The sequence below is a fragment of the Lysinibacillus sp. FJAT-14222 genome (genome assembly GCF_001278875.1).
GTDB lineage: Bacteria > Bacillota > Bacilli > Bacillales_A > Planococcaceae > Lysinibacillus > Lysinibacillus agricola.
In genome coordinates, this window is record NZ_LIYL01000021.1 from 320,709 (window position 1) to 342,879 (window position 22,171).

General features: G+C 34.6%; 25 protein-coding genes and 1 riboswitch. Of the genes, 18 read left to right on the plus strand and 7 right to left on the minus strand.

Annotated elements, in window-relative coordinates:
- Positions 1-77: 77 nt before the first annotated feature.
- The 10 genes from AN161_RS11150 to AN161_RS11195 all read left to right on the plus strand — a co-directional run bounded on the left by AN161_RS11150 (position 78) and on the right by AN161_RS11195 (position 9,649).
- Complete coding sequence (locus tag AN161_RS11150) at positions 78-1,559, plus strand: sugar ABC transporter ATP-binding protein (RefSeq protein WP_053594419.1); 1,482 nt, start codon at positions 78-80, stop codon at positions 1,557-1,559.
- Between the two features lie 3 nt (positions 1,560-1,562).
- Positions 1,563-2,522, plus strand: coding sequence for an ABC transporter permease (locus tag AN161_RS11155; protein ID WP_053594420.1), 960 nt, complete (start codon positions 1,563-1,565; stop codon positions 2,520-2,522).
- A gap of 20 nt (positions 2,523-2,542) precedes the next feature.
- Positions 2,543-3,580, plus strand: coding sequence for a zinc-binding dehydrogenase (locus AN161_RS11160; protein WP_075807223.1), 1,038 nt, complete (start codon positions 2,543-2,545; stop codon positions 3,578-3,580).
- 13 nt (positions 3,581-3,593) lie between these two features.
- Positions 3,594-4,619, plus strand: a complete 1,026-nt coding sequence (locus AN161_RS11165) for an alcohol dehydrogenase catalytic domain-containing protein (RefSeq protein WP_241774546.1) — start codon at positions 3,594-3,596, stop codon at positions 4,617-4,619.
- Positions 4,620-4,785: 166 nt separating this feature from the next.
- Positions 4,786-5,730 carry a phosphoglycerate dehydrogenase gene (locus tag AN161_RS11170; RefSeq protein ID WP_053594421.1) on the plus strand — a complete coding sequence of 315 codons (945 nt, stop codon included), beginning with the start codon at positions 4,786-4,788 and terminating at the stop codon, positions 5,728-5,730.
- A gap of 8 nt (positions 5,731-5,738) precedes the next feature.
- On the plus strand, positions 5,739-6,695 hold the full coding sequence (locus AN161_RS11175) for a hypothetical protein (RefSeq protein ID WP_241774547.1): 957 nt from the start codon (positions 5,739-5,741) through the stop codon (positions 6,693-6,695).
- A 19-nt stretch (positions 6,696-6,714) separates the two neighbouring features.
- Positions 6,715-7,659 carry a shikimate dehydrogenase gene (locus tag AN161_RS11180; RefSeq protein WP_053594423.1) on the plus strand — a complete coding sequence of 315 codons (945 nt, stop codon included), beginning with the start codon at positions 6,715-6,717 and terminating at the stop codon, positions 7,657-7,659.
- Between the two features lie 17 nt (positions 7,660-7,676).
- A complete protein-coding gene (locus AN161_RS11185) occupies positions 7,677-8,252 on the plus strand; it encodes a glucose-6-phosphate isomerase (protein WP_053594424.1) in 576 nt (191 codons plus the stop codon).
- A gap of 11 nt (positions 8,253-8,263) precedes the next feature.
- Entirely contained in the window at positions 8,264-8,908 is a 645-nt protein-coding gene (locus tag AN161_RS11190; RefSeq protein WP_053594425.1) for a bifunctional 2-keto-4-hydroxyglutarate aldolase/2-keto-3-deoxy-6-phosphogluconate aldolase, read from the plus strand.
- 117 nt (positions 8,909-9,025) lie between these two features.
- Positions 9,026-9,649: an HAD family hydrolase gene (locus AN161_RS11195; protein WP_053594426.1), complete on the plus strand. Its 624-nt coding sequence runs from the start codon at positions 9,026-9,028 to the stop codon at positions 9,647-9,649.
- A gap of 357 nt (positions 9,650-10,006) precedes the next feature.
- Here AN161_RS11195 and AN161_RS11200 read toward each other — a convergent pair whose 3' ends face one another.
- The 4 genes from AN161_RS11200 to AN161_RS11215 all read right to left on the minus strand — a co-directional run bounded on the left by AN161_RS11200 (position 10,007) and on the right by AN161_RS11215 (position 12,334).
- Positions 10,007-10,351, minus strand: coding sequence for an antibiotic biosynthesis monooxygenase (locus AN161_RS11200; protein WP_053594427.1), 345 nt, complete (start codon positions 10,349-10,351; stop codon positions 10,007-10,009).
- Between the two features lie 219 nt (positions 10,352-10,570).
- Complete coding sequence (locus AN161_RS11205; protein ID WP_053594428.1) at positions 10,571-11,023, minus strand: hypothetical protein; 453 nt, start codon at positions 11,021-11,023, stop codon at positions 10,571-10,573.
- A gap of 179 nt (positions 11,024-11,202) precedes the next feature.
- The gene (locus AN161_RS11210) at positions 11,203-11,631 is read right to left on the minus strand and encodes a hypothetical protein (protein ID WP_053594429.1); all 429 of its coding nucleotides are present in this window, start codon (positions 11,629-11,631) and stop codon (positions 11,203-11,205) included.
- A gap of 436 nt (positions 11,632-12,067) precedes the next feature.
- Entirely contained in the window at positions 12,068-12,334 is a 267-nt protein-coding gene (locus AN161_RS11215; RefSeq protein ID WP_343069255.1) for a Parvovirus coat protein VP1-like protein, read from the minus strand.
- A gap of 216 nt (positions 12,335-12,550) precedes the next feature.
- Between AN161_RS11215 and AN161_RS11220 the strand changes: the two genes are divergently transcribed.
- The 4 genes from AN161_RS11220 to AN161_RS11240 all read left to right on the plus strand — a co-directional run bounded on the left by AN161_RS11220 (position 12,551) and on the right by AN161_RS11240 (position 16,096).
- Complete coding sequence (locus AN161_RS11220; protein WP_053594431.1) at positions 12,551-13,597, plus strand: DUF418 domain-containing protein; 1,047 nt, start codon at positions 12,551-12,553, stop codon at positions 13,595-13,597.
- Between the two features lie 149 nt (positions 13,598-13,746).
- Positions 13,747-14,088, plus strand: coding sequence for a hypothetical protein (locus tag AN161_RS11225; RefSeq protein ID WP_053594432.1), 342 nt, complete (start codon positions 13,747-13,749; stop codon positions 14,086-14,088).
- A gap of 564 nt (positions 14,089-14,652) precedes the next feature.
- Entirely contained in the window at positions 14,653-15,486 is an 834-nt protein-coding gene (locus tag AN161_RS11235; protein WP_053594434.1) for a hypothetical protein, read from the plus strand.
- Between the two features lie 118 nt (positions 15,487-15,604).
- A complete protein-coding gene (locus AN161_RS11240; RefSeq protein ID WP_053594435.1) occupies positions 15,605-16,096 on the plus strand; it encodes a hypothetical protein in 492 nt (163 codons plus the stop codon).
- Between the two features lie 300 nt (positions 16,097-16,396).
- On the opposite strand, the gene AN161_RS11245 is transcribed toward AN161_RS11240, so the two are convergent.
- Positions 16,397-16,933 carry a hypothetical protein gene (locus tag AN161_RS11245; protein WP_053594436.1) on the minus strand — a complete coding sequence of 179 codons (537 nt, stop codon included), beginning with the start codon at positions 16,931-16,933 and terminating at the stop codon, positions 16,397-16,399.
- Positions 16,934-17,751: 818 nt separating this feature from the next.
- On the opposite strand from AN161_RS11245, the gene AN161_RS31010 reads away from it, so the two are divergent.
- The gene (locus AN161_RS31010) at positions 17,752-18,123 is read left to right on the plus strand and encodes a glutathionylspermidine synthase family protein (protein ID WP_277815936.1); all 372 of its coding nucleotides are present in this window, start codon (positions 17,752-17,754) and stop codon (positions 18,121-18,123) included.
- A gap of 5 nt (positions 18,124-18,128) precedes the next feature.
- Positions 18,129-19,007, plus strand: coding sequence for a glutathionylspermidine synthase family protein (locus tag AN161_RS11255; RefSeq protein WP_277815937.1), 879 nt, complete (start codon positions 18,129-18,131; stop codon positions 19,005-19,007).
- Between the two features lie 113 nt (positions 19,008-19,120).
- Here the strand turns inward: AN161_RS11255 and AN161_RS11260 are convergent, their stop codons facing one another.
- Positions 19,121-19,594: a YbaK/EbsC family protein gene (locus AN161_RS11260; protein WP_053594438.1), complete on the minus strand. Its 474-nt coding sequence runs from the start codon at positions 19,592-19,594 to the stop codon at positions 19,121-19,123.
- A 140-nt stretch (positions 19,595-19,734) separates the two neighbouring features.
- Positions 19,735-19,831: riboswitch (guanidine-I (ykkC/yxkD leader) on the plus strand.
- A gap of 301 nt (positions 19,832-20,132) precedes the next feature.
- On the opposite strand from AN161_RS11260, the gene AN161_RS11265 reads away from it, so the two are divergent.
- The gene (locus tag AN161_RS11265; RefSeq protein WP_053594439.1) at positions 20,133-20,474 is read left to right on the plus strand and encodes a multidrug efflux SMR transporter; all 342 of its coding nucleotides are present in this window, start codon (positions 20,133-20,135) and stop codon (positions 20,472-20,474) included.
- On the plus strand, positions 20,474-20,788 hold the full coding sequence (locus tag AN161_RS11270; RefSeq protein WP_053594440.1) for a multidrug efflux SMR transporter: 315 nt from the start codon (positions 20,474-20,476) through the stop codon (positions 20,786-20,788). Before AN161_RS11265 ends, AN161_RS11270 begins: the two co-directional genes overlap by 1 nt.
- 412 nt (positions 20,789-21,200) lie before the next feature.
- On the opposite strand, the gene AN161_RS28200 is transcribed toward AN161_RS11270, so the two are convergent.
- Complete coding sequence (locus AN161_RS28200; RefSeq protein ID WP_053594441.1) at positions 21,201-22,076, minus strand: glycine betaine ABC transporter substrate-binding protein; 876 nt, start codon at positions 22,074-22,076, stop codon at positions 21,201-21,203.
- Positions 22,077-22,171 lie beyond the last annotated feature (95 nt).

Genomic DNA, 22,171 nt, shown 5'->3' on the forward strand with positions numbered 1-22,171 from the left:
AGAGTGGGGATTCTATATACATATAATTTGTTTAGTTTATAAGAAAATTGAAAAAATAAGGAAGGGGTGTAAGAAAATTGGATTCTAAATACATCATCGAAATGAATCATATATCAAAAAATTTTGGTGGTATTCAAGCACTGAATGATGTGCAATTAAAGGTGCAAAAAGGAGAAATACATGCTCTTATTGGTGAAAATGGAGCAGGAAAATCCACATTGATGAAAATATTGGCTGGTGCTTATGCGAAAGATACAGGCACGATTGTTATTGATGATCAAGAAGCAAAAACAGCAACACCGAAAGCAATGATTGATATGGGAGTTTCGGTTATTTACCAAGAATTTATGCTTGCTCCCGATTTAACAGTTGCTGAGAATATGTATATTGATAACTTAAGCAACAGTGGTATTTTTATAAATTGGAAAAAAATGAGGGAAGATGCACAAAAAGAGTTAGATAAAATTGGGTTTGGTCATATTGATCCGAATACAAAGGTAGGAGAATTAAGTGTAGCCTATCAACAAATTATTGAAATTTGTAAATGTCTTGCGAAAAATTCTAAGATTCTCGTATTTGATGAACCTACAGCAGTACTTACTCATTCTGAAACCAAAAAATTATTGGAATTAATCAAAAAATTGCAGGCACAAGGTGTAACAATTGTATATATTTCACATCGTCTTGAAGAATTATTTGCTATTAGCGATAAAATTACAGTTTTAAAGGATGGAAGATATATTGATACGGTAGAAACGAAATCAATTACAAAAGAGCAACTTGTCACAATGATGGTTGGACGAGAAATTCAAACATTATTCCCTGAAAGACAAGCTACAATCGGTCAAGAAGTTCTAAGAGTTGAAAATCTATCTACAGAAGAACTTATTCATAATGTAAGTTTTTCTATTCAAGCTGGTGAAGTGGTTGGATTTAGCGGTTTAGTTGGCTCAGGTAGGACAGAGACGATGAGAGTTATTTTTGGTGCTTCACCAAAAAAGGATGGGAAAATTATTTATTTTGGAAATGAAATTAATGTAAGGAGTCCTAAACAAGCCATTAAATTAGGAATTGGTCTATTACCTGAAGACCGAAAAAAACAAGGATTGTTGTTAAAACAATCTATTCGTATAAATACAACAATGGTTTCCAATCAATCTAATGGATGGATAGCACACTATAAAGAAAAACAGGAAGTCGCAACACTATTAGCGCGTATTAATACAAAGTATGGTTCAACAGAAGATCTAGCTGATAGTTTGAGTGGTGGTAATCAGCAAAAAATTGCACTTGCTAAATGGTTAGCAATTGATACGAAATTAATCATTTTGGATGAGCCAACACGTGGGGTAGACGTAGGTGCTAAAACGGAAATTTATAGGCTTATCAATGATTTGGCGGAAAAAGGCGTTGCTATTATAGTTATCTCCTCAGAAATGCCTGAAATTATAGGGCTTTGCGATCGCGCAATAGTAATGCGTGAGGGACAAATTACAGGAAGTTTAGAGAAAGAATCTTTAACAGAAAATAATTTAATCAAATTAGCGATGGGGGTTTAAGTGATGACATCTACAGCTAAAAAATTTAACTGGAAAGGATTCCTAATTAATAATAATACTTTTATTATTTTACTGCTGCTCATTATTATTAGTGCAATACTTTCTGATACATTTTTAACGACAATGAATATTCGAAATATTTTACTGCAGCAAGCAGGCCCCATACTTGTAGCAATCGGTTTGCTTTATGTTATTTTAGCTGGTGGTATTGACTTATCAGTAGGTTCAATTATGGCATTAGGGGCTACTATATCAGCGCTTTTAATTACTGATATAGGCTTACACTTTTCTGTATCCATTGCGGTAGCAGTTATTGTGGGGCTATTATTTGGGATTTTTTCTGGTGCACTTGTAGCTTATACCGGTATTCAAGGTTTTGTAGCTACCTTGGCAACAATGACAATTGCTAGAGGGGTGGCCTTTGTTATAACAGAAGGTAGACCCATAAAGGTTGAATCTGGAACAATTGATGTGCTGACGAGTAAAGATTTTCTGTATCCACTTATTTGGATAGCGGCTTTATTGGTTGTGATGTTTACACTTATACAACGTTATACAGGTTTTGGACGTAAGATTGTAGCAATTGGCAGTAATGAAACAGCTGTTCAGTTAGCGGGTGTCCGTACAAAGGTTTATGTGATGTCAACCTATGCAATTTCTGGTGCACTTGCTGCATTAGCAGGAGTGTTTATAGCTTCGCGTACATCTACTGGTAGTGCCACTATTGGAATGGGACAAGAACTAGATGCCATTGCAGCAGTTGTTATTGGTGGTGCGAGCTTAATGGGTGGGAAAGGCTTTGTACTAAATACAGTAGCAGGCGCTTTAATTCTTGGTCTTATTGGAAACATAATGAATTTAATGGCTGTACCATCTTACCCTCAGGATATTATTAAAGGAATTATTATTATTGCTGCTGTACTTCTTCAAATTATGACTAGTAAAAAGGAAAGAACTATTTAGATAAAGAAGGGGGAGGTATATTGAAAACGCTAATTGTTAATGCCGAAAGTGAGCTGTTTCTTAAAGAGGTGCCAATGCCAACTATTACTACAAAGCAAGCGCTTGTTAAAACATTAGCATGTGGTATTTGTGGTACGGACGCCACAATTATAAAAGGTGGATTCAAAGGCTTTAAGGCATCATCATATCCAATTATGCTTGGGCATGAGGCAGTAGGTCGTGTTGAAAAAATAGGGGCGGAGGTAGTTTCCTACAAAGAAGGAGACATCGTTATATTGCCTTTTGCACCAACAGTTCACCTAGATGATGGAACAATAGTTACTTCAGGTTGGGGTGCTTTTAGTGAATTTGGTGTAATCGATGACCAACAAGCACATGGAGACGATGAGTGCTCAGAGGTTGCTTATGCTCAGCAAGTATTGCCTGCTAATCTTTTAATAGAAGAAGCCCCAATATTAGTAACATTGCGAGAAGTATATAGTACGATTCAATATTTTGACATTAAAAAAGGTGCAACAGTATTAGTTTATGGTAGTGGTCCTGTGGCATTAGCATTCATTAAGTTGATGCAATTAAGTGGTATCGAATCAATTGCAGTAGTTGTTAGAAATGGAGCGAAGGAAGAATTAATGCGTAAGTTTGGTGTAGCAACCATTATTAATACTGAAAACGGAACAGTAAAGGAACAAATCCAAAAAATTTATCCGAACGGCGTTGAATATGTATTAGATGCTGTTGGGAATGAGCGAATTTTGAATGAAGGCCTTACTTTATTAAAAGACCGTGGAGAATTACTTTGCTACGGTGTTCCAAAAGGAAACCAACTGTATTTAGATTATGAAGAAGCCCCTGGCAATTGGAAAATCAACTTCCAACAGATGCCTTATAAAAATGAAGAAGGTGCTTGTCACGAAAAAGTTCTTCAGTGGATTGATGAAGGAAGGCTAGTGTTACGTGATTTTTTATCAGATGTTTATTCCTTTGAAAATATTATGCAAGCGCTTGAAGATTACTTATCTGGCAAAACAGAGCGCAAAGTAGTCATAGTGTACGGATAGAGGAGGAAATGGCATGAAAATGAAACAAGCCATTATGACAAAGCCTGCCACAATTATATTTCAAGAGGTGGATGTTCCAGAGGTAGGAGACAATCAAGTAAAATTAGCAATCAAAAAAATTGGTGTTTGTGGATCGGACATTCATGTTTATCATGGTCAACATCCTTACACGCAGTTTCCCGTAGTGCAAGGTCATGAAATAGCTGCTGAAGTTGTTCAAGTAGGTACTAATGTATCCTCTGTGCAAATTGGAACGAAAGTGACAGTCCAGCCTCAAGTAGTTTGTGGAGAATGCTTCCCATGTGAAAATGGCATGTACCATGTTTGTGAGGATTTAAAGGTGATGGGCTTCCAAACAACAGGGCTTGCTTCTGAATATTTTGTTGTTGAAGCAGATAAATTAACAGCGCTCCCTGATAGCCTTTCGTTTGATGAAGGAGCTATGGTTGAGCCATTGGCTGTTGCCGTACATGCTGTGGGAAGAGTTCGGAATATTGGAAATAAAAATGTGTTAGTAATCGGTGGAGGACCAATAGGCAATCTTGTTGCGCAAACGGCTAAAGCATTTGGGGCAAATAAGGTCGTTGTGTCAGAGCTAAGTGAAGCAAGACTAGAAATGGCTAGAAAAGTTAGATTAGAGGTTATTGATAATAAAAGTGAAGATTTACAAGAGGGTATTATTAGGTATTTTGGTATGCAAAAGGCAGATGTGATTTTTGAGTGTGTTGGTTCTTCTTTTACTGTAGCAAATTCTATTAATATTGCTAGAAAAGGTAGCACAGTAGTTATCGTAGGTGTTGTTTCAAATCTTACAGAAGTAAATATGGGCTTTGTTCAAGATCAAGAGCTACAAATTTTAGGTACGGCAATGTATCAATCACAAGATTTTGATAAAGCTGTCGAGTTATTAACAAATAAAGACATTGAGGTTGGATTATTAATTACAAATCATGTGAAATTTGAGGATTATTTAGAGGCGTATCATATTATCGAGGAAAACAAAGATAAAGTAATGAAGGTCATTATTGATGTTGATTAACTTCTTTCAGCAAGGTCCAAACACTGCTGAAATAGAGGAACTCAGTCTAAGAACGCCACGTCATGTGGCAACGACCGAGTGGCCAACATCGTGTTGGCCTAAAGCCTTCGGACGCTGAGGCATAATTGATTATGATTTGTAACTTCATATAAAAGGAGAGAAGCAAATGCCGAAAATATTAATTACGCCAAAATCATTTCAAAAATATAAAGAAAAGCCAATAGAAATGCTAACAGCTATGGGCTATGAAGTAATCGAAAATACGACAGGTAAAACATTAACAGAGGAGCAATTATTGAGCTACATAAATCAAGATATTATAGGGATTATTGTTGGTGTAGACCCTTTAACAGAAGAAGTATTACAGAAGTTTCCTAGTTTGAAGGCAATCTCAAAATACGGTGTAGGAATGGATAATATTGATTTACAGGCAGCCGCAGCACTAGGGATTAAGGTAGGAAATGCAAAAGATACAAACAATATTTCGGTATGTGAGTTGGCGCTTGCTTTAATGTTTGAATGTGCAAGAAAGTTGTCTTCCGCAATCAAAGGTGTCAAGGATTTCGGGTGGGATCGTTCTATCGGAATTGAACTAACAGGCAAACATTTATTAATTGTCGGTGGCGGGAAAATAGGAAAAGAAGTTACAAAACGTGCCAAAGGCTTAGCGATGGAGGTTACGATTTATGATCCATATATGCGAGATGAAGAATTCCTTCAAGCGCACCAAATTGGATACGCGACTGATTTTGCAGAAATTATTCAGCAAGTGGATATCGTCTCCTTGCATTTACCCGCGACGCCTGAAACAAAGCACCTTATGAATGCGACAGTTTTTGAAAAAATGAAACCGTCCGCGATGCTCATTAATACAGCACGTGGGGAATTGGTAGATGAACAAGCGCTACTAAGTGCATTGGTTCAAGGACAAATTGCTATTGCTGCTCAAGATGTTTATTCGGTGGAGCCTCCAGAAGTAGGAGATGCTCTTGTTCAACTCGATAATTTTATTTTAACGCCACATATTGGTGCTTATACAGAGGAAGCGGTAGAGCGCATGGCGATTGTTTCAACACAAAATATACTGAACCTGTTGAATGAGCAGGGGTGAATAGTAAAGTGCAAACGGCTATTACAACGATTATTGGTAAAAAGGGAATAAATGAACTTGGTATTACGCATCCACATGAGCATCTTTTTTTAAAAAAGGGCGTCCCGATGCAGGTAGATCCGTCACTTGTTATTGATGACTATGAAAAAACGAAAAATGAAGTGATATTGGCAATGGCGCACGGTGTGCAAACAATTGTAGATGCACAGCCAATCGGTGCAGGAAGAAATGCAGCATTGCTAAAAAAAGTGTCTGAGGAAAGCGGGCTAAATATCATAGCATGTACAGGTTTTCATAAGCTTGTATTTTATAAAAGTAATCATTGGATTCATAGTGCTTCTTCAGAAAAATTGACGGAATTATATGTCGATGAGTTAACGAATCATCTTTACCAGGATGGTGAAGACAACTGGCCGTCTACAATCGTTGATGGTAAAGCAGGACTAATTAAAACCGCAGCAGATATGCAAGGGGTAGCAGGTCGATATTTCTCATTATTTAAGGCGGCAGCTACAGCTTCAAAATTAACAAATACAGCCATCATGTCTCATACAGAACTAGGCTATCATGCTTTAGAGCAGATTTCTTTTTATGAAAAACATGATATAGCACCTGAAAAATTGATTATTTGTCATTTAGATCGAAAGACGGAAAACTTGGAATATATGCTTCACGTAGCTGAGAGTGGCGTTTATATCGAGTTAGATACAATTGGTCGTTTCCGTTATCATTCGGATGAAGATGAGATAATTATGATTTTAAGACTTTTAGACAAGGGCCATGAGGATCGTATTTTACTTAGTCTTGATACAACAAATAAAAGAATGCGTCATTACGATGGAGGTAATTTTGGCTTAGATTATTTACAGACAACTTTTTTACCAATACTAAAAAAAGCAGGTGTTAGTGACAGCATGATCAGAAAAATGACGATAGACAATGCTGCTCGCGCATTAGCGAAGTAAATGGGAAGGATGACTAAACATGGCTAACATACCGCAAGTAGCAACCGTACCAACAATGTATTTTATAGGTGTGACAACAACTAAATCTTCTATTATGAAGATTTTTCCAGAATGGATGAAAGTTTTAGGATTTCCAGAAGCAAAGTTAATTGGCATTGATTTACCTATTCATGCAGCGAAAGAGGAATATAGAGCAGTTGTTGAATTTATAAAAAATGATCCACTATCTTTAGGTGCACTTGTGACAACGCATAAAATTGATATTTATGTCGCAGCTAAAGATTTATTTGATGAACTAGATGAATATGCTCAAATGTTTGGTGAATTGTCATGTATATCTAAACGTAATGACAAACTAGTAGGTCATGCTAAAGACCCGATTTCTAGCGGACTAGCATTACAGCGCTTTATTCCTAGCGGATATTGGCAAGAGCATAATGGAGAGGTCATGCTATTAGGTTCTGGGGGCAGCGCTATAGCTATTTCATCTTATTTATTGAACAAAAATAAAGGGCAAGAGATTCCTCAACGTATGATTATTACCGATTTAGATAAAAAACGTTTGGAAGAAATCGAGCATATTTTGCAAGATGTAAATCATGAAGCAAAAGTCAAATATCATCTAGTTACCTCACATGAACAAACGGATGAATTATTATCTTCATTACCGCCGAATTCATTGGTTATAAATGCAACTGGATTAGGAAAAGACCGAAAAGGCTCACCACTTAGTGATAAAGCTGAATTTCCGCGCAATAGTTTTGTATGGGAATTAAACTATAGAGGAGAATTGGATTTCCTTCGACAAGCAGAGAAGCAAAAACAAGTGAAAAATTTACATGTAGAAGATGGCTGGATTTATTTCATACATGGCTGGACACAAGTAATTGCTGAGGTTTTTGATATCCAGCTGACAGATAAAATAATGGAAGAAATAGAACTTACTTCAGACGATTTAAAATAAAAAATGGAGGAATTTATATGACACAGCCAGTAAAAGCATTTACTACAGATTTTGATTTAACAACAGGTTTATCTAAAAAAACACCTTCAGTAAAACGGCAACTATCAAGTATGAAGAATATGTATGCTAATAAACAAGCATATGATGGGAAGCTACAAAACGAAAATAATCCGCTAATTTATGAATTTTACGAACTGGATATTCCACAAACAAGTGGTGACATTTTATTTGGTACGAGCGTTCTATACCCTGGCAAAGTGGGTGATGAGTACCATATGACAAAAGGGCATTTCCATACAATTTTAGAAACAGGTGAAGTATATTATTGCTTAAGCGGAGAAGGATTTATGTTAATGGAAAACCCTGAAGGCGATTGGCAAATTGAGAAATTCAGTCCAGGACAAGTAGTTTATGTGCCGCCGCGTTATGCACATCGAAGTATTAATACAGGTAATAAGCCACTTATTACTTTTTATGCATTTCGTGCAGATGCTGGCCATGATTATGGAACAATCGAAACAAAAGGCTATCGAAAGCTAGTCGTTGAAAAAGATGGTCAGCCTGAGGTTATTGATAATCCTAAGTGGAATTAAGGAGTGTCACAATGATTACAAAACACCATACATTAAAGCAAATTACAGATGCTGGACTTGTTGCAGTTGTACGTGCAGAAAATATTGAACAAGCAAAAAAAATTACCGAAGCTGCCTTAAATGGCGGTGTTGCTGCAATTGAAATTACCTTTACCATACCAGGTGCAACAAAGGTGATTGAAGAACTAGCTAACACTTTCCAATCAGATACTATTTTAGGAGCTGGCACAGTATTGGATGCCGAAACAGCTCGTATCGCAATTCTTGCAGGGGCAAAATATATCGTTAGTCCAAGCTTTAGCGTAGAAACAGCGAGGCTATGTAATAGATATCAAATTCCTTATATGCCTGGTGTCATGACGATTGAAGCTGCGATACAAGCAATGGAATATGGTGCAGATTTGCTAAAGGTTTTCCCTGGCGAGTTAATGGGACCGAAAGTAATTAAAGCATTTAAAGGGCCTTTACCACGTGCTAATTTAATGCCTACAGGCGGTGTCAATATTAGTAATGTAAGTGAATGGATTCGTGCAGGCGCTGTAGCTGTTGGTGCGGGTGGTAGTCTTATCGGCAATCCAGAGGTTGATGGATACGATAAAATTACACAAACAGCAAAAGTATTTTTACAAGAAATACAGCAAGCACGAAATAACTAAGCTTAAAGCAGGCCCTTACGACCACTGTAGAAGCTTTGTTTATTGTTGCGGGATGTTGAGGAATTTTCGCGTTTCTCAACATCCTTAATTTGTATAATGTAATGAAGGAGGTTGCATATGGACATAGATAGCATTATTTTCGATTTGGATGGGACACTTTGGGATTCAAGAAAAACAGTAGCGCAATCATGGACGCAGGTAGTTCAGGCGTCTCCTTTCGGTAAAGGGAAAATAACCGAAGAAGATTTATCTAAAACGATGGGGTTACAAATTAAAGAAATAGCCGCTGTATTATTTGATTATCTTGATGAAGAAAAGCAGATGGAGCTTATTTTAGCATGCTGCCAGCAAGAGCAAGGTGATTTATTACGTAATGGCGGTATTTTATATCCGCAGTTAGAAGAAACTTTACTAGCTCTTTCAAAAAAATTCCGCTTGTTCATTGTGAGTAATTGTCAGGAGGGCTACATTGAAACATTTTATGCATTTCATAAACTAGAGAAATATTTTCTCGACTTTGAAAATCCGGGGCGTACAGGCTTGTCAAAGGGAGAAAATATTCAATTAATTATGGAAAGAAATCACATGAAAAACGCTGTATATGTGGGAGATACACAGGGAGATATGCTTTCTACAAAGATTGCAGGGATTCCTTTTGTGTTTGCTTCATATGGTTTTGGCAAGCCAGAGGAGTATGACTATATCATCGAAAAGCCAATAGATTTATTGAAAATATTTTAAACTTGAATTATAAAAAGTACAAATCAAATTTCAAAAAATGAAGGTATTTTGAAATTACTCCAACAGAAGAACAGTATATTTCAGAAAACGAAAACAAATGGGTTACAGCTCATTTTGAATCATTTAAGTAGTAAAAAGAGACAGCAATTGCTGTCTCTTACTAAAACTAACGCACCCGTTCAATAACATCCACAGAATTATAGCATAGTAAGACCCAACGTATCACAATAATGGCTGCAATAGAAAAAGCAGAAATGGGAGACTACAAAATATAGTTTACAGACTTTGTTTCAGTCCTTTCTTTAAAATAAGAAAGAGCAACCTGTTTTTTAGACAAGTCACTCTTTAAATTATTTATTAATCTATCTTTTGGTTTGTTAAATTAGTTCTCCACTCATTCGTTGGTGTAAGATAACTAATTATTCTTTCATCGATTAAATCCACTAGTTTATTCTCATATGTTTTTCTATAAGGTTTAGGAAGTTCTTCTTTTAGCCAACTTTCCTTTGTTCCTTTCCAGATTTCAAAAAGAGTAACTTCATTTGGATTATCTATATCATCTGAAAGAACGGCACTTACAAAAGCTGGTTCATGTTCCATCGCTCTCATATTAGCAGATAATAATTCTTTGAATTCTTCCTTTTTTTCACTTTTAATTCTAAATCTTATATAGAGAATTACGTTTTCTTTATTATTACTCATCAATATCCTCCAACTTAATAATTTTAGACTTATCATCTAAGAAATCATATCATGTTATAGGCATTGTAACCATGATATTGAATATGTTTTTCATTTAATGCAGTGTTGATCTATTTAGTTATTCTACACAGTTAGCCATCCATGTAGCGTAAAATCAACACAACACCACAGAAAATGAAAGATTTTTACGTTCTTTCATGGGAGTTTAAGTACATTTCTTCACATTCTTTTCTTTAAATAAAATGAGCAAAATCCTGAAACACAAAGGCAGGCTATAAACGTCCAGAAGTTAAAAAATAAATGATTAGAAAAAAGATTTAAATAGGATATTTCGTATTCAAAATATGGATTCATTTCATTTCGAAATGAAACGATTTGGTAAATCGTCATTCCAAAAATCAGCACAAACACCCCTGAATAGCAGGCTTGAAATAGTTTCCTTTTCACTGAAAAATGTTCATGTAACTTTTCAAAAACAAACATCATTGCAAAGAAAAAATAAAGAATAATTAACATCGGAAACATAACAAACATTAAGCCTGGGTTTCCATTTCCTCCAACAAAATTGTCACCTGTGGGGTCGAATGAAGTAGTAGTCATATTAGTGAATGCAAAACCGACAACACTTACAATTCCCGAGATAACAACACTTAGCAAAAAAAGAAAACGCATTATACTCCTCCTCAACAAACCTGCACCGTTAGTTCAATAAAGAAATAAAGAGCTGCCTATGCATAATGATCTTTAATTAAAGCACCCATTCGTTTAATAAGAAAAGAGACGCTTCTTCCACAATCGCGTCCGATTGTTGAAAATCATTAATTTGACCTTTAAAGAAAAGTCCCCATTAGTTAAACAAATTTTATATTTTTCTTCACAGAATTTTCTACCAGAGCATAGAGTAAACCTGCAATCCCAAAAATAATAATCGAACTAACAATACTTAAATTATATTCTACTATAAAACGGGAACCATATATTATTTCAAAAGAAAAAGCCCCTATCACCCCACCAAATAAAGTAAAGGTAATTATTTTGAACATCCGATTTTTTACAAATTTACTTACGATAAATGTTAGTGGCAAAAATGAAATAGGGTATAGAATAAAAGCATAAGAACCCGTTAAGAACAAATAGCCAACTCCTAAATCACGAAGTCCCATCATATATTCTGATGTCCTGATTTTATTTCCTTCTAAAACTTCTAAACCGATTCCAGCTAAAGCAAACAGCAATATAAAGGGTATCCACATTATTAAACAATGATAAAAAGTTTTCATTCTAATTCATCCTCTTATGAATTTTATAATTGGTACAATTAAACTTCTTAATAAATTAAACGAAAATAGTGGAATAAAGTTACAATGTTTCTTTGACTAACCTGCCCAGTTAGTTGAATAGCAACAATCTTTTAGAAAACAACCTATATCTTTTATTACTTAGAAGTTTAAGAAATAGGCTTAAATGTACAATTAATAATTGATATAAGCTCCTTTTAAATTACTGCAACATTAGATTGATTTAATTGTTGTAGTAAATAGGGTCATCTGTGGTAAAAAAGAGGATAGATAGAGCGAATTTATTTAAGCTCTTCTATCCTTTTAATTTCTATACATATAATGTGTGACATTAAATAAGAATTCACTATTTAAAATAGTTTCAGCTTATAACTTGACTTTTAATAAAAAAAATAACATCGTGAGCATTCTTTATAGCTTAAAAGAACCTATTACGCATTTCGAAAATATTGTAAAACAATTTAGCATCTCTAGCCATTTTATTATTAGCGTTCATCTGTGGTCGTAAGCACTTTTGAAACATTTCATCGCAATATCTTGATCTACCATATCGAGCATAACATTCGTCGTGTAATTTGCAGCATGAATCTACAGCGTTGATAGGTCTACCTGGTCCTGAACATCCTGGTCCACAGTATTTATAACCAGGGTAGCAAAAACCAAATTTGCGGTATCTGTGCATCATCTAACCTCCTTTTCTAAAAGATAATTTTTACTATAAAATATGAAATTTTTGCTTGTAGAAGGGGATTAAAAACTAATGTAAATGAAAAAAGGTACTAGCTGATGAGTCAATCTATATTTGTAAGGTTTCTGTAAGCTTTAAAAAAAACTACTGTAAGGATGGGAAGCTATGATAGCCATAGCGCAGTAAAGTATGAAAGATAAGGAGTTTTACAGAATGAATCTATCCGTTACTCAAAAAGAAAGAATCGTTTCCTTAGATATTATTCGTGGGTTAGCATTATTTGGCATTTTGTTTATAAATGTAGCGGCCTACCAATTAATAGTAGAGGGAGGACCGATGCCTGACTATAGTGGAATAAATGGTATTATTAATACGCTCATTGATATTTTTATTGAGAAGAAATTCTTTTCGATTTTTTCATTCCTCTTTGGTGTAGGTTTTTATATTTTTGCTTCACGTGCAGAAGCTCGTGGCGATAAGCCAAGATGGCGTTTTGCAAGACGTTTACTAGCTTTATTATTAATTGGCATTGTCCATATTTTTGTTTTCTGGGGCTCAATCCTTGCTTTTTATGCATTGATAGGTTTTTTACTGATACCTTTTTATAATGCAAAGATTTCAACGATTAGTAAATGGCTATTTGCTATCATTACTGTTCATGTGCTTTGTATCATTGGACAAATATTTCTGCCAAATCAAGAAGCCTTTTTAACTGTTTTTGGTTTATTAGGTAATGATGCAGTTGCTATTTTTATCATGTTTTTAACTGGTTTTTTAGTAGCAAAAGCTGATTGGATTAGTCATGTAAGTGAATACTCAAAACAAATAAAGTGGATACAATTTGTGACATTTCCGCTCTTTGTAGGCATCTCGCTTTGGATTTGGTTTGCCTCTCAAGGAGAGACTGAAAATCTAAAATTAATTATTGGTTTAGGGGTAATTCCGACAACGTATTTTTATTTAACTTGTCTATTTGTTATGTTGGAGAATAAGAAAATCACGAAGCTTCTTCAGCCAATTGGACGAGTTGGTCAAATGGCATTTACAAACTATTTGTCTCAAAGCTTTATTGGCCTAGCTATTATTTCATTAATGGGGCTTGAGGTTGTTTCACCTTCTGATGTAGTGATCATTGCAATCCTAATTTTTGTCATTCAAATTATCTTTAGTGTCATCTGGTTTAAATTCTTTAAAATGGGGCCATTTGAAAAGGTATGGCGCTTTATGACATATGGAAGAAAAGCAGTGCCAAATAAATAAAACACTTTTGTGCGAAACTCCCTGACAGTAATTGATTTCAATCTGCCAGGGAGTTTTAGTGCTATAACGAAATGTATGAAATTGTAAAAAATGAAACCTAAAGAGAGAGATATCCGTAAAATAGATAATGAAATAAAGGAGTAATGGATATGGCAAAACAAATGAAAAAATATTTAGCAGTCACAACAGCGTCATTTATGGCTATGCAATTAGCTGCATGTGGGAATACAGAAACTCAGACTGTTGAAGAGTCTACTAATACAAATAATACAAATAATTTAACGGAAGAAAATAATACGACAACAACTGGAGATAATTTACAAAGTGTTTATGACAGCGACATGGCAAATGCATGTGATAAATGGAAAGAAAGTGATGATGGTTCGTTCGAGTGTTTAGATGAGGATTCGCCTCATTACGCACATCATTTCTTTAATGGACTTATGTATGCAACTGCCGGAGCAATGATAGGAAGTGCTATGTATATCTAAATAAAAAGATATGCACATAAATAGAAAAAAATAAATGCTTTTCTCTGAAGGTAGGAAAAACTCGTCACGGACATATTAAGTAATGACTCAAGGTCATAAAGCACATGTACTAGGGTGTTGTCCCTTATTCTCAAGCTTTTTAAAGATTTACAAAGTTCTTCGATTATATCATAGCAAACAGCTACCGTTTGAGATTTTTTCAACTACTTACCACCTCTCTTAAAAGATTCTTTGCATTATCTTTTTGCATATTTCTTTATTTTTACTTTGTAACTAATACTGCAACTGTAGAATTAAAAGCTTGCTTCAATCCATATTCTTCATGAAAAAAGTGAATTAATTCGTGCCCTGCAAAAGATTTAAAAGAGTTGATACAGCTGTAAAAAAGAAGGGATTGAATAGCCAGGGTGATGTATTGTCGCTTTGCATGGTAAGAAGGTTTATAAACTTTTTAGAAATTGTTTAACAAAAAATTTAAAATAGTGGTTTTTAAACCATTAATTGTATTATAATTACAGTGAATTAACTTATTAATTTAAAGATTCAGAAAAAGGGGAGAAGAATATGAAGAAAATTATTACTATATTGTTTGCAACTCTATTTATTTCTTTAACAGCTTTTGAATCTAATTCTTACGCTTCTGAAATTGATGCTACTAGCTATAGTCAAAAGAAAGAAGTAATTATGGCTAATGACTTTAGCAATGCATCAAACTCTCAAATTATTACAAACTTATCATTCTATAAAAAACAAATTCTTAATTTAACTGATGAAGAGTTTGATAGATTTATGTTTAATGTCGTAAAAGATAATCAAAATAATCTTGATGAGGTTAAAACAAATTTGGAACTAGTTGGCGTTACTCTAAACATAGATAATAAAGGTGCGGATGTAGGAATTGAACCAGCAGCTATCAAACCTTCTCAAATGACTCTAACAGCTTATTCAACTAAAAAATCAGGAGATTCTTTCTGGAGATTAAATACTAGTTGGACTACTAATGGAGTAAGTGAAGTTTATGCATCAACTATAGACGTAGTATCAATTGAATGGAACGCTAATGATGGTACTTATTATGATGCTGCTGTACCAGGTAGTCCTGTGTCTAAAAGAGATGGTAGTAAAAGTAGTTCTGGTGTCTACCTATTTAACGTAGAAGATGATAAGCTAAATTTTGATTCTTATGCAACTGTGTATATAAATAAAAAAACTAATAATGCTTTAAGTTACGGAACAAAATATATACACACTTATTCGACAGTTAGTACAACTGTTGGTGGTTCAGCAAGCGTTAACTACGAAAAAGGAAATATAACAGGTGGCCTTTCATTTGACGTTAGTATAAGTACTAATCAACAAAAGTGGTCGGTATGGGATGATAATGTATTATACTGGTAAGTAGTTATTAAAGTAAGGTAAATTAATAAGTTAATTCAATCGTAATTGATGATAGAAAGACAATAACCTATGCTTGAGCATTAAGTTATTGTTTTTCTTTTTAAGTAGGAGGGATATTTTGAACAAAAATATGTTCATAGTTGTTCTTTTGCTAGTTTTTTTAGTAGTCGGCGTAGGTACTTATACGTATTATCGCTTTAACCCAATAATTAATATTAATACTAAAATAATTGAGCTTGATGAAAAGTCTCAGGAAAAATACAATAATATAGATAAATCTCAGAAAAATAACTTTAAAAAACTAGAATTTATATTAAATATAGATTATTCTGACAATATAGATGATTTAGAAATAAACATACCCCATTCATTTCGTGAGCTATTAGGGGAAGACGTTTATTGGAACGGTTCTAGTTATCAAGATAAAGATCCAGAAAAAAATAAGATAGAATATAAAGACGAAATCATTATAAATTATAAGCAGCTTGAAAATAAGGATATCAAAGATTTATTGAGTAAAGGAACGATCACAATAACATGGAAATTAGACGGAAAGAAGAAAAGTAAAACATTTAATATTGGAGAAACCATTACATTTTCCAAGGCATAGAGTGTAGGTGATTGTATTAAAAACCTTGGGGAATTGAACTGCCCCGTAAAAGTTAGACGTTTATTTGACTAATTTAAAGAGCATACTATTTACTGTATAAAGTAAAGACGAAAGATTAACTTTAATCCATTATTTCATGAAATTCAATAGCCATTGTTTTGAAAAAGGTAGATCAAAACAATGGCTTTATTTAATTTTAAAAGTTTTTTAAGGAATTTTAATATAACCATCACTGAAAAGACAAAAGAGGCTTTCTTAAATAAAAGCAAGCCTGTATGGCCTAAGAGTTTTTATTACTATTTAATCCTTTTGTTCAAAAATAGCATTAAATTTATTAGTAATAACATTTAAATTTTGTTCTTTTGATTTAGTTTCCGAATTATTAGTTTGTTCTAATATTAAATCTTCTGTTTTAGGAAAATGAGTAATAAAATTCAATAAATCAGTATTTTTACTAATATCAGATTTGAAATCTAATAGTTTACCAATTCCTAATTTTGATCTTAACTGTGTAAAGTTACTTGAAACCACCATTTTAGTATATAAATCTTCGAAATGCTTCGCATATATTCGAGTATTATTTAATTCTTTTTTTAAATTTTCGTTTTCAGCCTCATATTTCTTTAATAATCGATTTTCCTCTTTAAATTGTTGTAACTCTTCATAAAGTTCGTATAATGTTATTTCAAATATTAATAATTCGTTTTTTAAAACATTTTTCTCTTCCCAATATTGTTCTATACAATCTTCAATGTTGGGTAAATATATGTCCTCGTTAGCATTTAATTCTATACTTCTTATTAAGGGGCGATTGAGCTTTGCAATCGTTTCTGTCATTCTTCTACTCCAAGTCATTCTACCAATACCTGTTTCTTTTTCTAGTATAGATGGATTAATTTCTTTACCTCCTAGCTTGTGTTTGACTTGTAGTGCTAATTGTTTTAATTTGTCATCTGAGAATTTTTGTTTTTTGTTTTCTTTGTGTTTTTTCTCTATTGATTGATCATCGAAAATAATAAAGTCAATCCAAACTTTTGTAACGATAAATTTGAAATTGTTTTTTTTTGAATAAAATTACATTATCATTAACCAAAATGATCACTTCCTTAATAATGTTTATTGGATTTAAGTAATCATAAACAATTGTATGAGCTAAATCAATATAAAGTCTAAATTTTCCGATAAGTTTAATTTTATAAACGGATTAAAGATCTATACTTAATTATTTTGTGTGCATTTTAATTATGTGCAATTATATATAGATATCCATTTATAAAAGTAACAATCTAAGAAATGGTACAGATAGAGAGGATAAAAGTGGCGGTTCAGCAACACCACGTACGACTAATAGTAATACTAGCGAAAGTAAAAATACGAAATCAAATGGAATCACGACGAATGGCTCTCAAAATACGCCTGGTACTACATCAGGTAGCTCAAATAGCTCAAATAGCTCAAATTCAAGTACGAGTGGTTCCAATTCCTATTCGAGTGGTCAGCGTTCATACTCAAATAGTTCAGGTTCATCGACAAACAGTTCTAATTCTTATTCAAATAACTCATCATCAAGCACGGGGAAATCAGGCTTTGGCTCAGGTGGTGCCTCTCGTGGTGGCTCTTCATCTTCTTAATTGATTTGAAAAGGAGAAATCAACATGGACAATCATTTTCAGCAACGTCAAGCTTTTTATTCTCAATTTCCTGATTTCTTCCCTGACTTTGAGGACCTAGAATACGCCTTATACGACGTGCTAGATTTACCTAAAGAGAAAATCGATGAAATCAACTATGCATCTACTATACTTTGGAAAATATTTTTGAAGGTTGGTAAACAATTTAAACATCTATCGGAAGAGCAACTTTTAGCACTGGGCATTCGTTCTGAGATGCTGCCTTATATCGAATTAGATTATTTACAACAACAATCGGTACTTGCTCGCTTCGATTTTATTTGCACAGAGGACGGGCAAATAAAATGTCTTGAATTAAATGGTGAAACGCCATTTCTTGTGAAACTTTTGAGATAAACGAAGTGCTTTGTCAGCATTTAGGATTTGATAGTCCGAATGATGTTTCGGCATTACATAAAACCTTGTCTGGTGCACTCTTTGCGGCTATGCATTATTTAAATGATTTGAAAAAACCTAAGATCGTCATTTCAGGGAAAACGGCTGCGGAAGATTATGAGGAATATTGTCAGGTACAGTTTTTAAAGAAATGTATACCTTTTGATGTGGAATATGTGCCTATACATGAGCTAATAATTTTTTCTAGTGACAGTGGTAACATAGCTCGAGGCCTTTATACGCCTGCAATGGAGAAAATTGATATTTTATATCGTCCTGCACACCCGGTGGAATTTTTAATGGATGATGTGTCTTCCGATGGTGATCGAATTGGTCTGTATTTACTAGAACTTGTAAAAGATGGACAGCTTGCTATTATCAACGCACCAGCTGCATATGTACTGCAATCGAAAATTTTATTATGGCTGATTTTGGAACGAAAAAATGATCTACTTCTTTTTAATGCAGAGGAACGAGCTGCCATTCAAAAATATATGTTGCCAACGTATATTTCGGCAGAGCCATTTGTTCAGGAAAATTTGCCGTTTGTAAAGAAACCTGTCTATTCACGTGAAGGGAATACTGTAGAAATTTATGCAGGGGATGGTACGAAAACTAATGCTTCTGCATATACCCACTATGATGATAATCTGTTTATTTATCAGCAGTATGTGGAAATGCCCTCTATAACGATAAAGCTAAAGGATGGATTACAGACAAAAAAATGGTTAATCGGCTCATTTATAGCTGATAATCGTGCATGTGGTTTATCTTGTAGAGTAGGCAATCAAATTACAGAATGGGATTCTCACTGGTTAGCTGTAGGATATAGGGAAGAAACCTAAAGCAGTTTCCCCTGGGCGTAATCGTAGCTGAAGATTCGCTTTTGCCACAATAACCATTACTGAAGATAAAAATCGGCGAGGCTTTCTATCAAGTTTCGCCGATTTTTGATCTGTTACTCGTTCCAGCCTTTGCAGACATCAATCCATTCCTGATAGGGTGTATAGGTTTCTAGTTCAGAAATAGTAAGCTCAATGGCGGAATTACTGCTACCACATGCAGGGAATACTGTTGTGAAGCGTTTGAGTGATTCATCTAAATAAATAGCAACGCCTTCATTCACGCCGAAAGGACAAACACCACCTACCTCGTGCCCGATTTTTTCGAGTACTTCATCTTTCCCAAGCATCTTTGCCTTTGTATCAAAGACAGCTTTATATTTTGCATTGTCGACTTTGGCATCACCTGCCGCAACAATTAATATCGCTCCATCGTTTACGAGAAATGATAAGGATTTCGCAATGCGTTCAGGTTCGCATCCGAGTGCCTGTGCTGCTAGTTCAACAGTCGCTGAGCTTTCATTTAGCTCCTGTATTTTATGTTCCACATTCCATTGTGCTAAATGTTTACGTACCTTTTCAATTGCCATATGTAATACCTCCTTACAATACTACGTTTTATTCTAACATAATCTTCTGAATATATCGGTATTTATCTTTCTGATTAATCTTGGCTCTGTACGAGTAGAAAATGACTGAATAGTTTGCTATACTAGTAGCACAATCATATATGATAGTTTTCTAGGGTTCCGTAGCAAATGCTAGTCTGGTCCGAGAGAAAACCACAAATTGATTTTGTGACACGGAAGGATAAAAGCCTGGGAGATACTGTTTACAGCAGTGTTCCTTAGGCTTTTTTTATTGGGCTAAAATGATGGCTGAGGGAAGGAAGTTACAGGAACAGCTCAATTTGGAGTTAGACAGAATAATTTGCTCCGTTTTGCAGGAGAACCTCCCAGGTTTAGTGGGGAGCCCCCTCCGCTTGGGGTAAGAAGCGCTCGGGTAGGTCAGAGAACTGATCGGGTAGGCCGGAAAACCGCTCAGGTAGGTCAAAGAAGAACTCACTCACTTTGCTCAAAGATAACTGCTCAATAATCCGTGTCTAACAATAAAATGGAGGAAATCGCAATGAATAAACAATGGTTAAGTGTCGTAATTGCTGCTTTTTTTGAAGTCGGCTGGGTCATAGGTTTAAAGCATGCAGGAAGTGTACTCGAATGGATTGGTACCGCTATTGCAATTTTTGTTAGCTTTTATTTACTAATTAAGGCTGGAGAAAACCTACCAGTCGGCACTGTTTATGCAGTATTCGTAGGCTTGGGAACAGCGGGAACCGTGTGTGCTGATAGTTTGCTGTTTGGAGAGCCATGGAAGCTAGCCAAAATTTTATGTATCTTTGTATTACTTGCGGGGGTAGTGGGCTTAAAGCTAGTGACAGGGGAGTCTAAAGATCAAGAGGTGAACGGATAATGGCATGGGTTGCATTAGTAGTTGCAGGGCTATGTGAGATGATGGGTGTTTATATGATTAGTAAATATAATGATGCTAAGAGTACTAAAAATTTAGTGTTATTGATTGTTGCATTTACCTTAAGCTTTGCTGGCCTTGCATATGCCATGGAAACATTACCGATGGGTACAGCGTATGCTATTTGGACAGGAATCGGAGCGGCGGGTGGTGCTTTACTCGGTATGTTGTTTTTCAATGAATCTAAGGACTGGAGACGTATTGTTTGCATTGGCCTAGTTTTAGGGGCAGCGATATTTTTGAAATTATTATCTTAATTAATCAATCAATAAAAAATTTATTCAATCTTAAATAGTCATCTGGCATCGATCTAATCATTGCGGGGTGACTATTTTGATTATCATACATAACGATGATAAAGAGCTCTTTGTTCATATTAAAATCGCTGTTGCTTTAAAAGATATAAATTTAATATTCAAATATTATGCATAATTTGTTAAAATAAGGATATGCGTAGTTAGTCATTAGGAGATTTTAAAGATTATTATTTGGAAACATAAATAAGTAAATGTAGATTATTCGTATTCTTTACTAAAAAATCATTGAGGCGTTGTTATTTTATAGAGGAAATTGTAATTACGGATAGTAGTCAGACTGTTTTTCAGTAAGAAGTGAAGAACCTAAAAAAGACAGACAACCATTCGTTAGTTGTCCGTCAATTTTTGAAAGTTATTTTTTTACATCCTTTGTCCATTCAGCAACTTTGTCTGAATTAGCTTCTACCCAATCTTTAGCAGCATCTTTTGGATCCTTGCCATCCATAACTTCTAGCATAATAGTCTCTAAATCGTCTGCTGTCCAGTGGAAGTTATCAAGTACAGAATAAACATCTGGTTGATCTTCTTTTAAACCTTTACGAACGAAAGTGTTAATCGTTTCTTCGCCGCCATAAACAGCTTTTGGATCTTCTAAATATTTAAGATCATATTTTGCGAATTTCCAGTGTGGAGACCAGCCTGTCACGATAATTTCTTCTTTATCTTTAATCGCTTTAGCAAGAGCAGTTGTCATTGCACCAGATGAAGAAGTTAATAGATTCCAATCAGCTAAGTTATCATATTCATCTAATGCTTTTTCTGTAGCAGCTGTAATTCCAGCTCCAGGCTCGATACCTGTAATTGTATGATCTGCTTGATTTTTTAAATCCTCAATCGAATTAACGTCCATATAGCTTGGTACTACTAAACCTATTTTGGCGCCAGTAAGGTTTTCACCTAGCTCATCAAGATTATCCTTATATTTTTCATACTGTGAGGCATGTGTATGTGGTAACCATGCAGCAACCATACCATCTGCTTCTCCTTTTGAAACAGCCTCCCACATAATTGCATTATCGAGTGGTGTTAATGTTACATTGTAGCCTAAATCCTCTAGCACCTGTCCAACGACATGAGTTGAAGCAATTTCTGTATCCCATTCAACGTAGGCTAGATTGACGTCCTTTGAGTCACCCTTGCTTTTATTTGAATCATCGCCACTACATGCAGCTAGCAAAAAGCCGAGACCTAAAGCCATCCCTAATTTAGATAATGTTTTCAGTTTCATCGAATCTTCCTTTCTTATTGTAAAAAATTATTATCAAACTACAAAATGCAAATCTCAGCAGTGAAAGTGAAGAGCTAATACTTTCGCTAAAAATT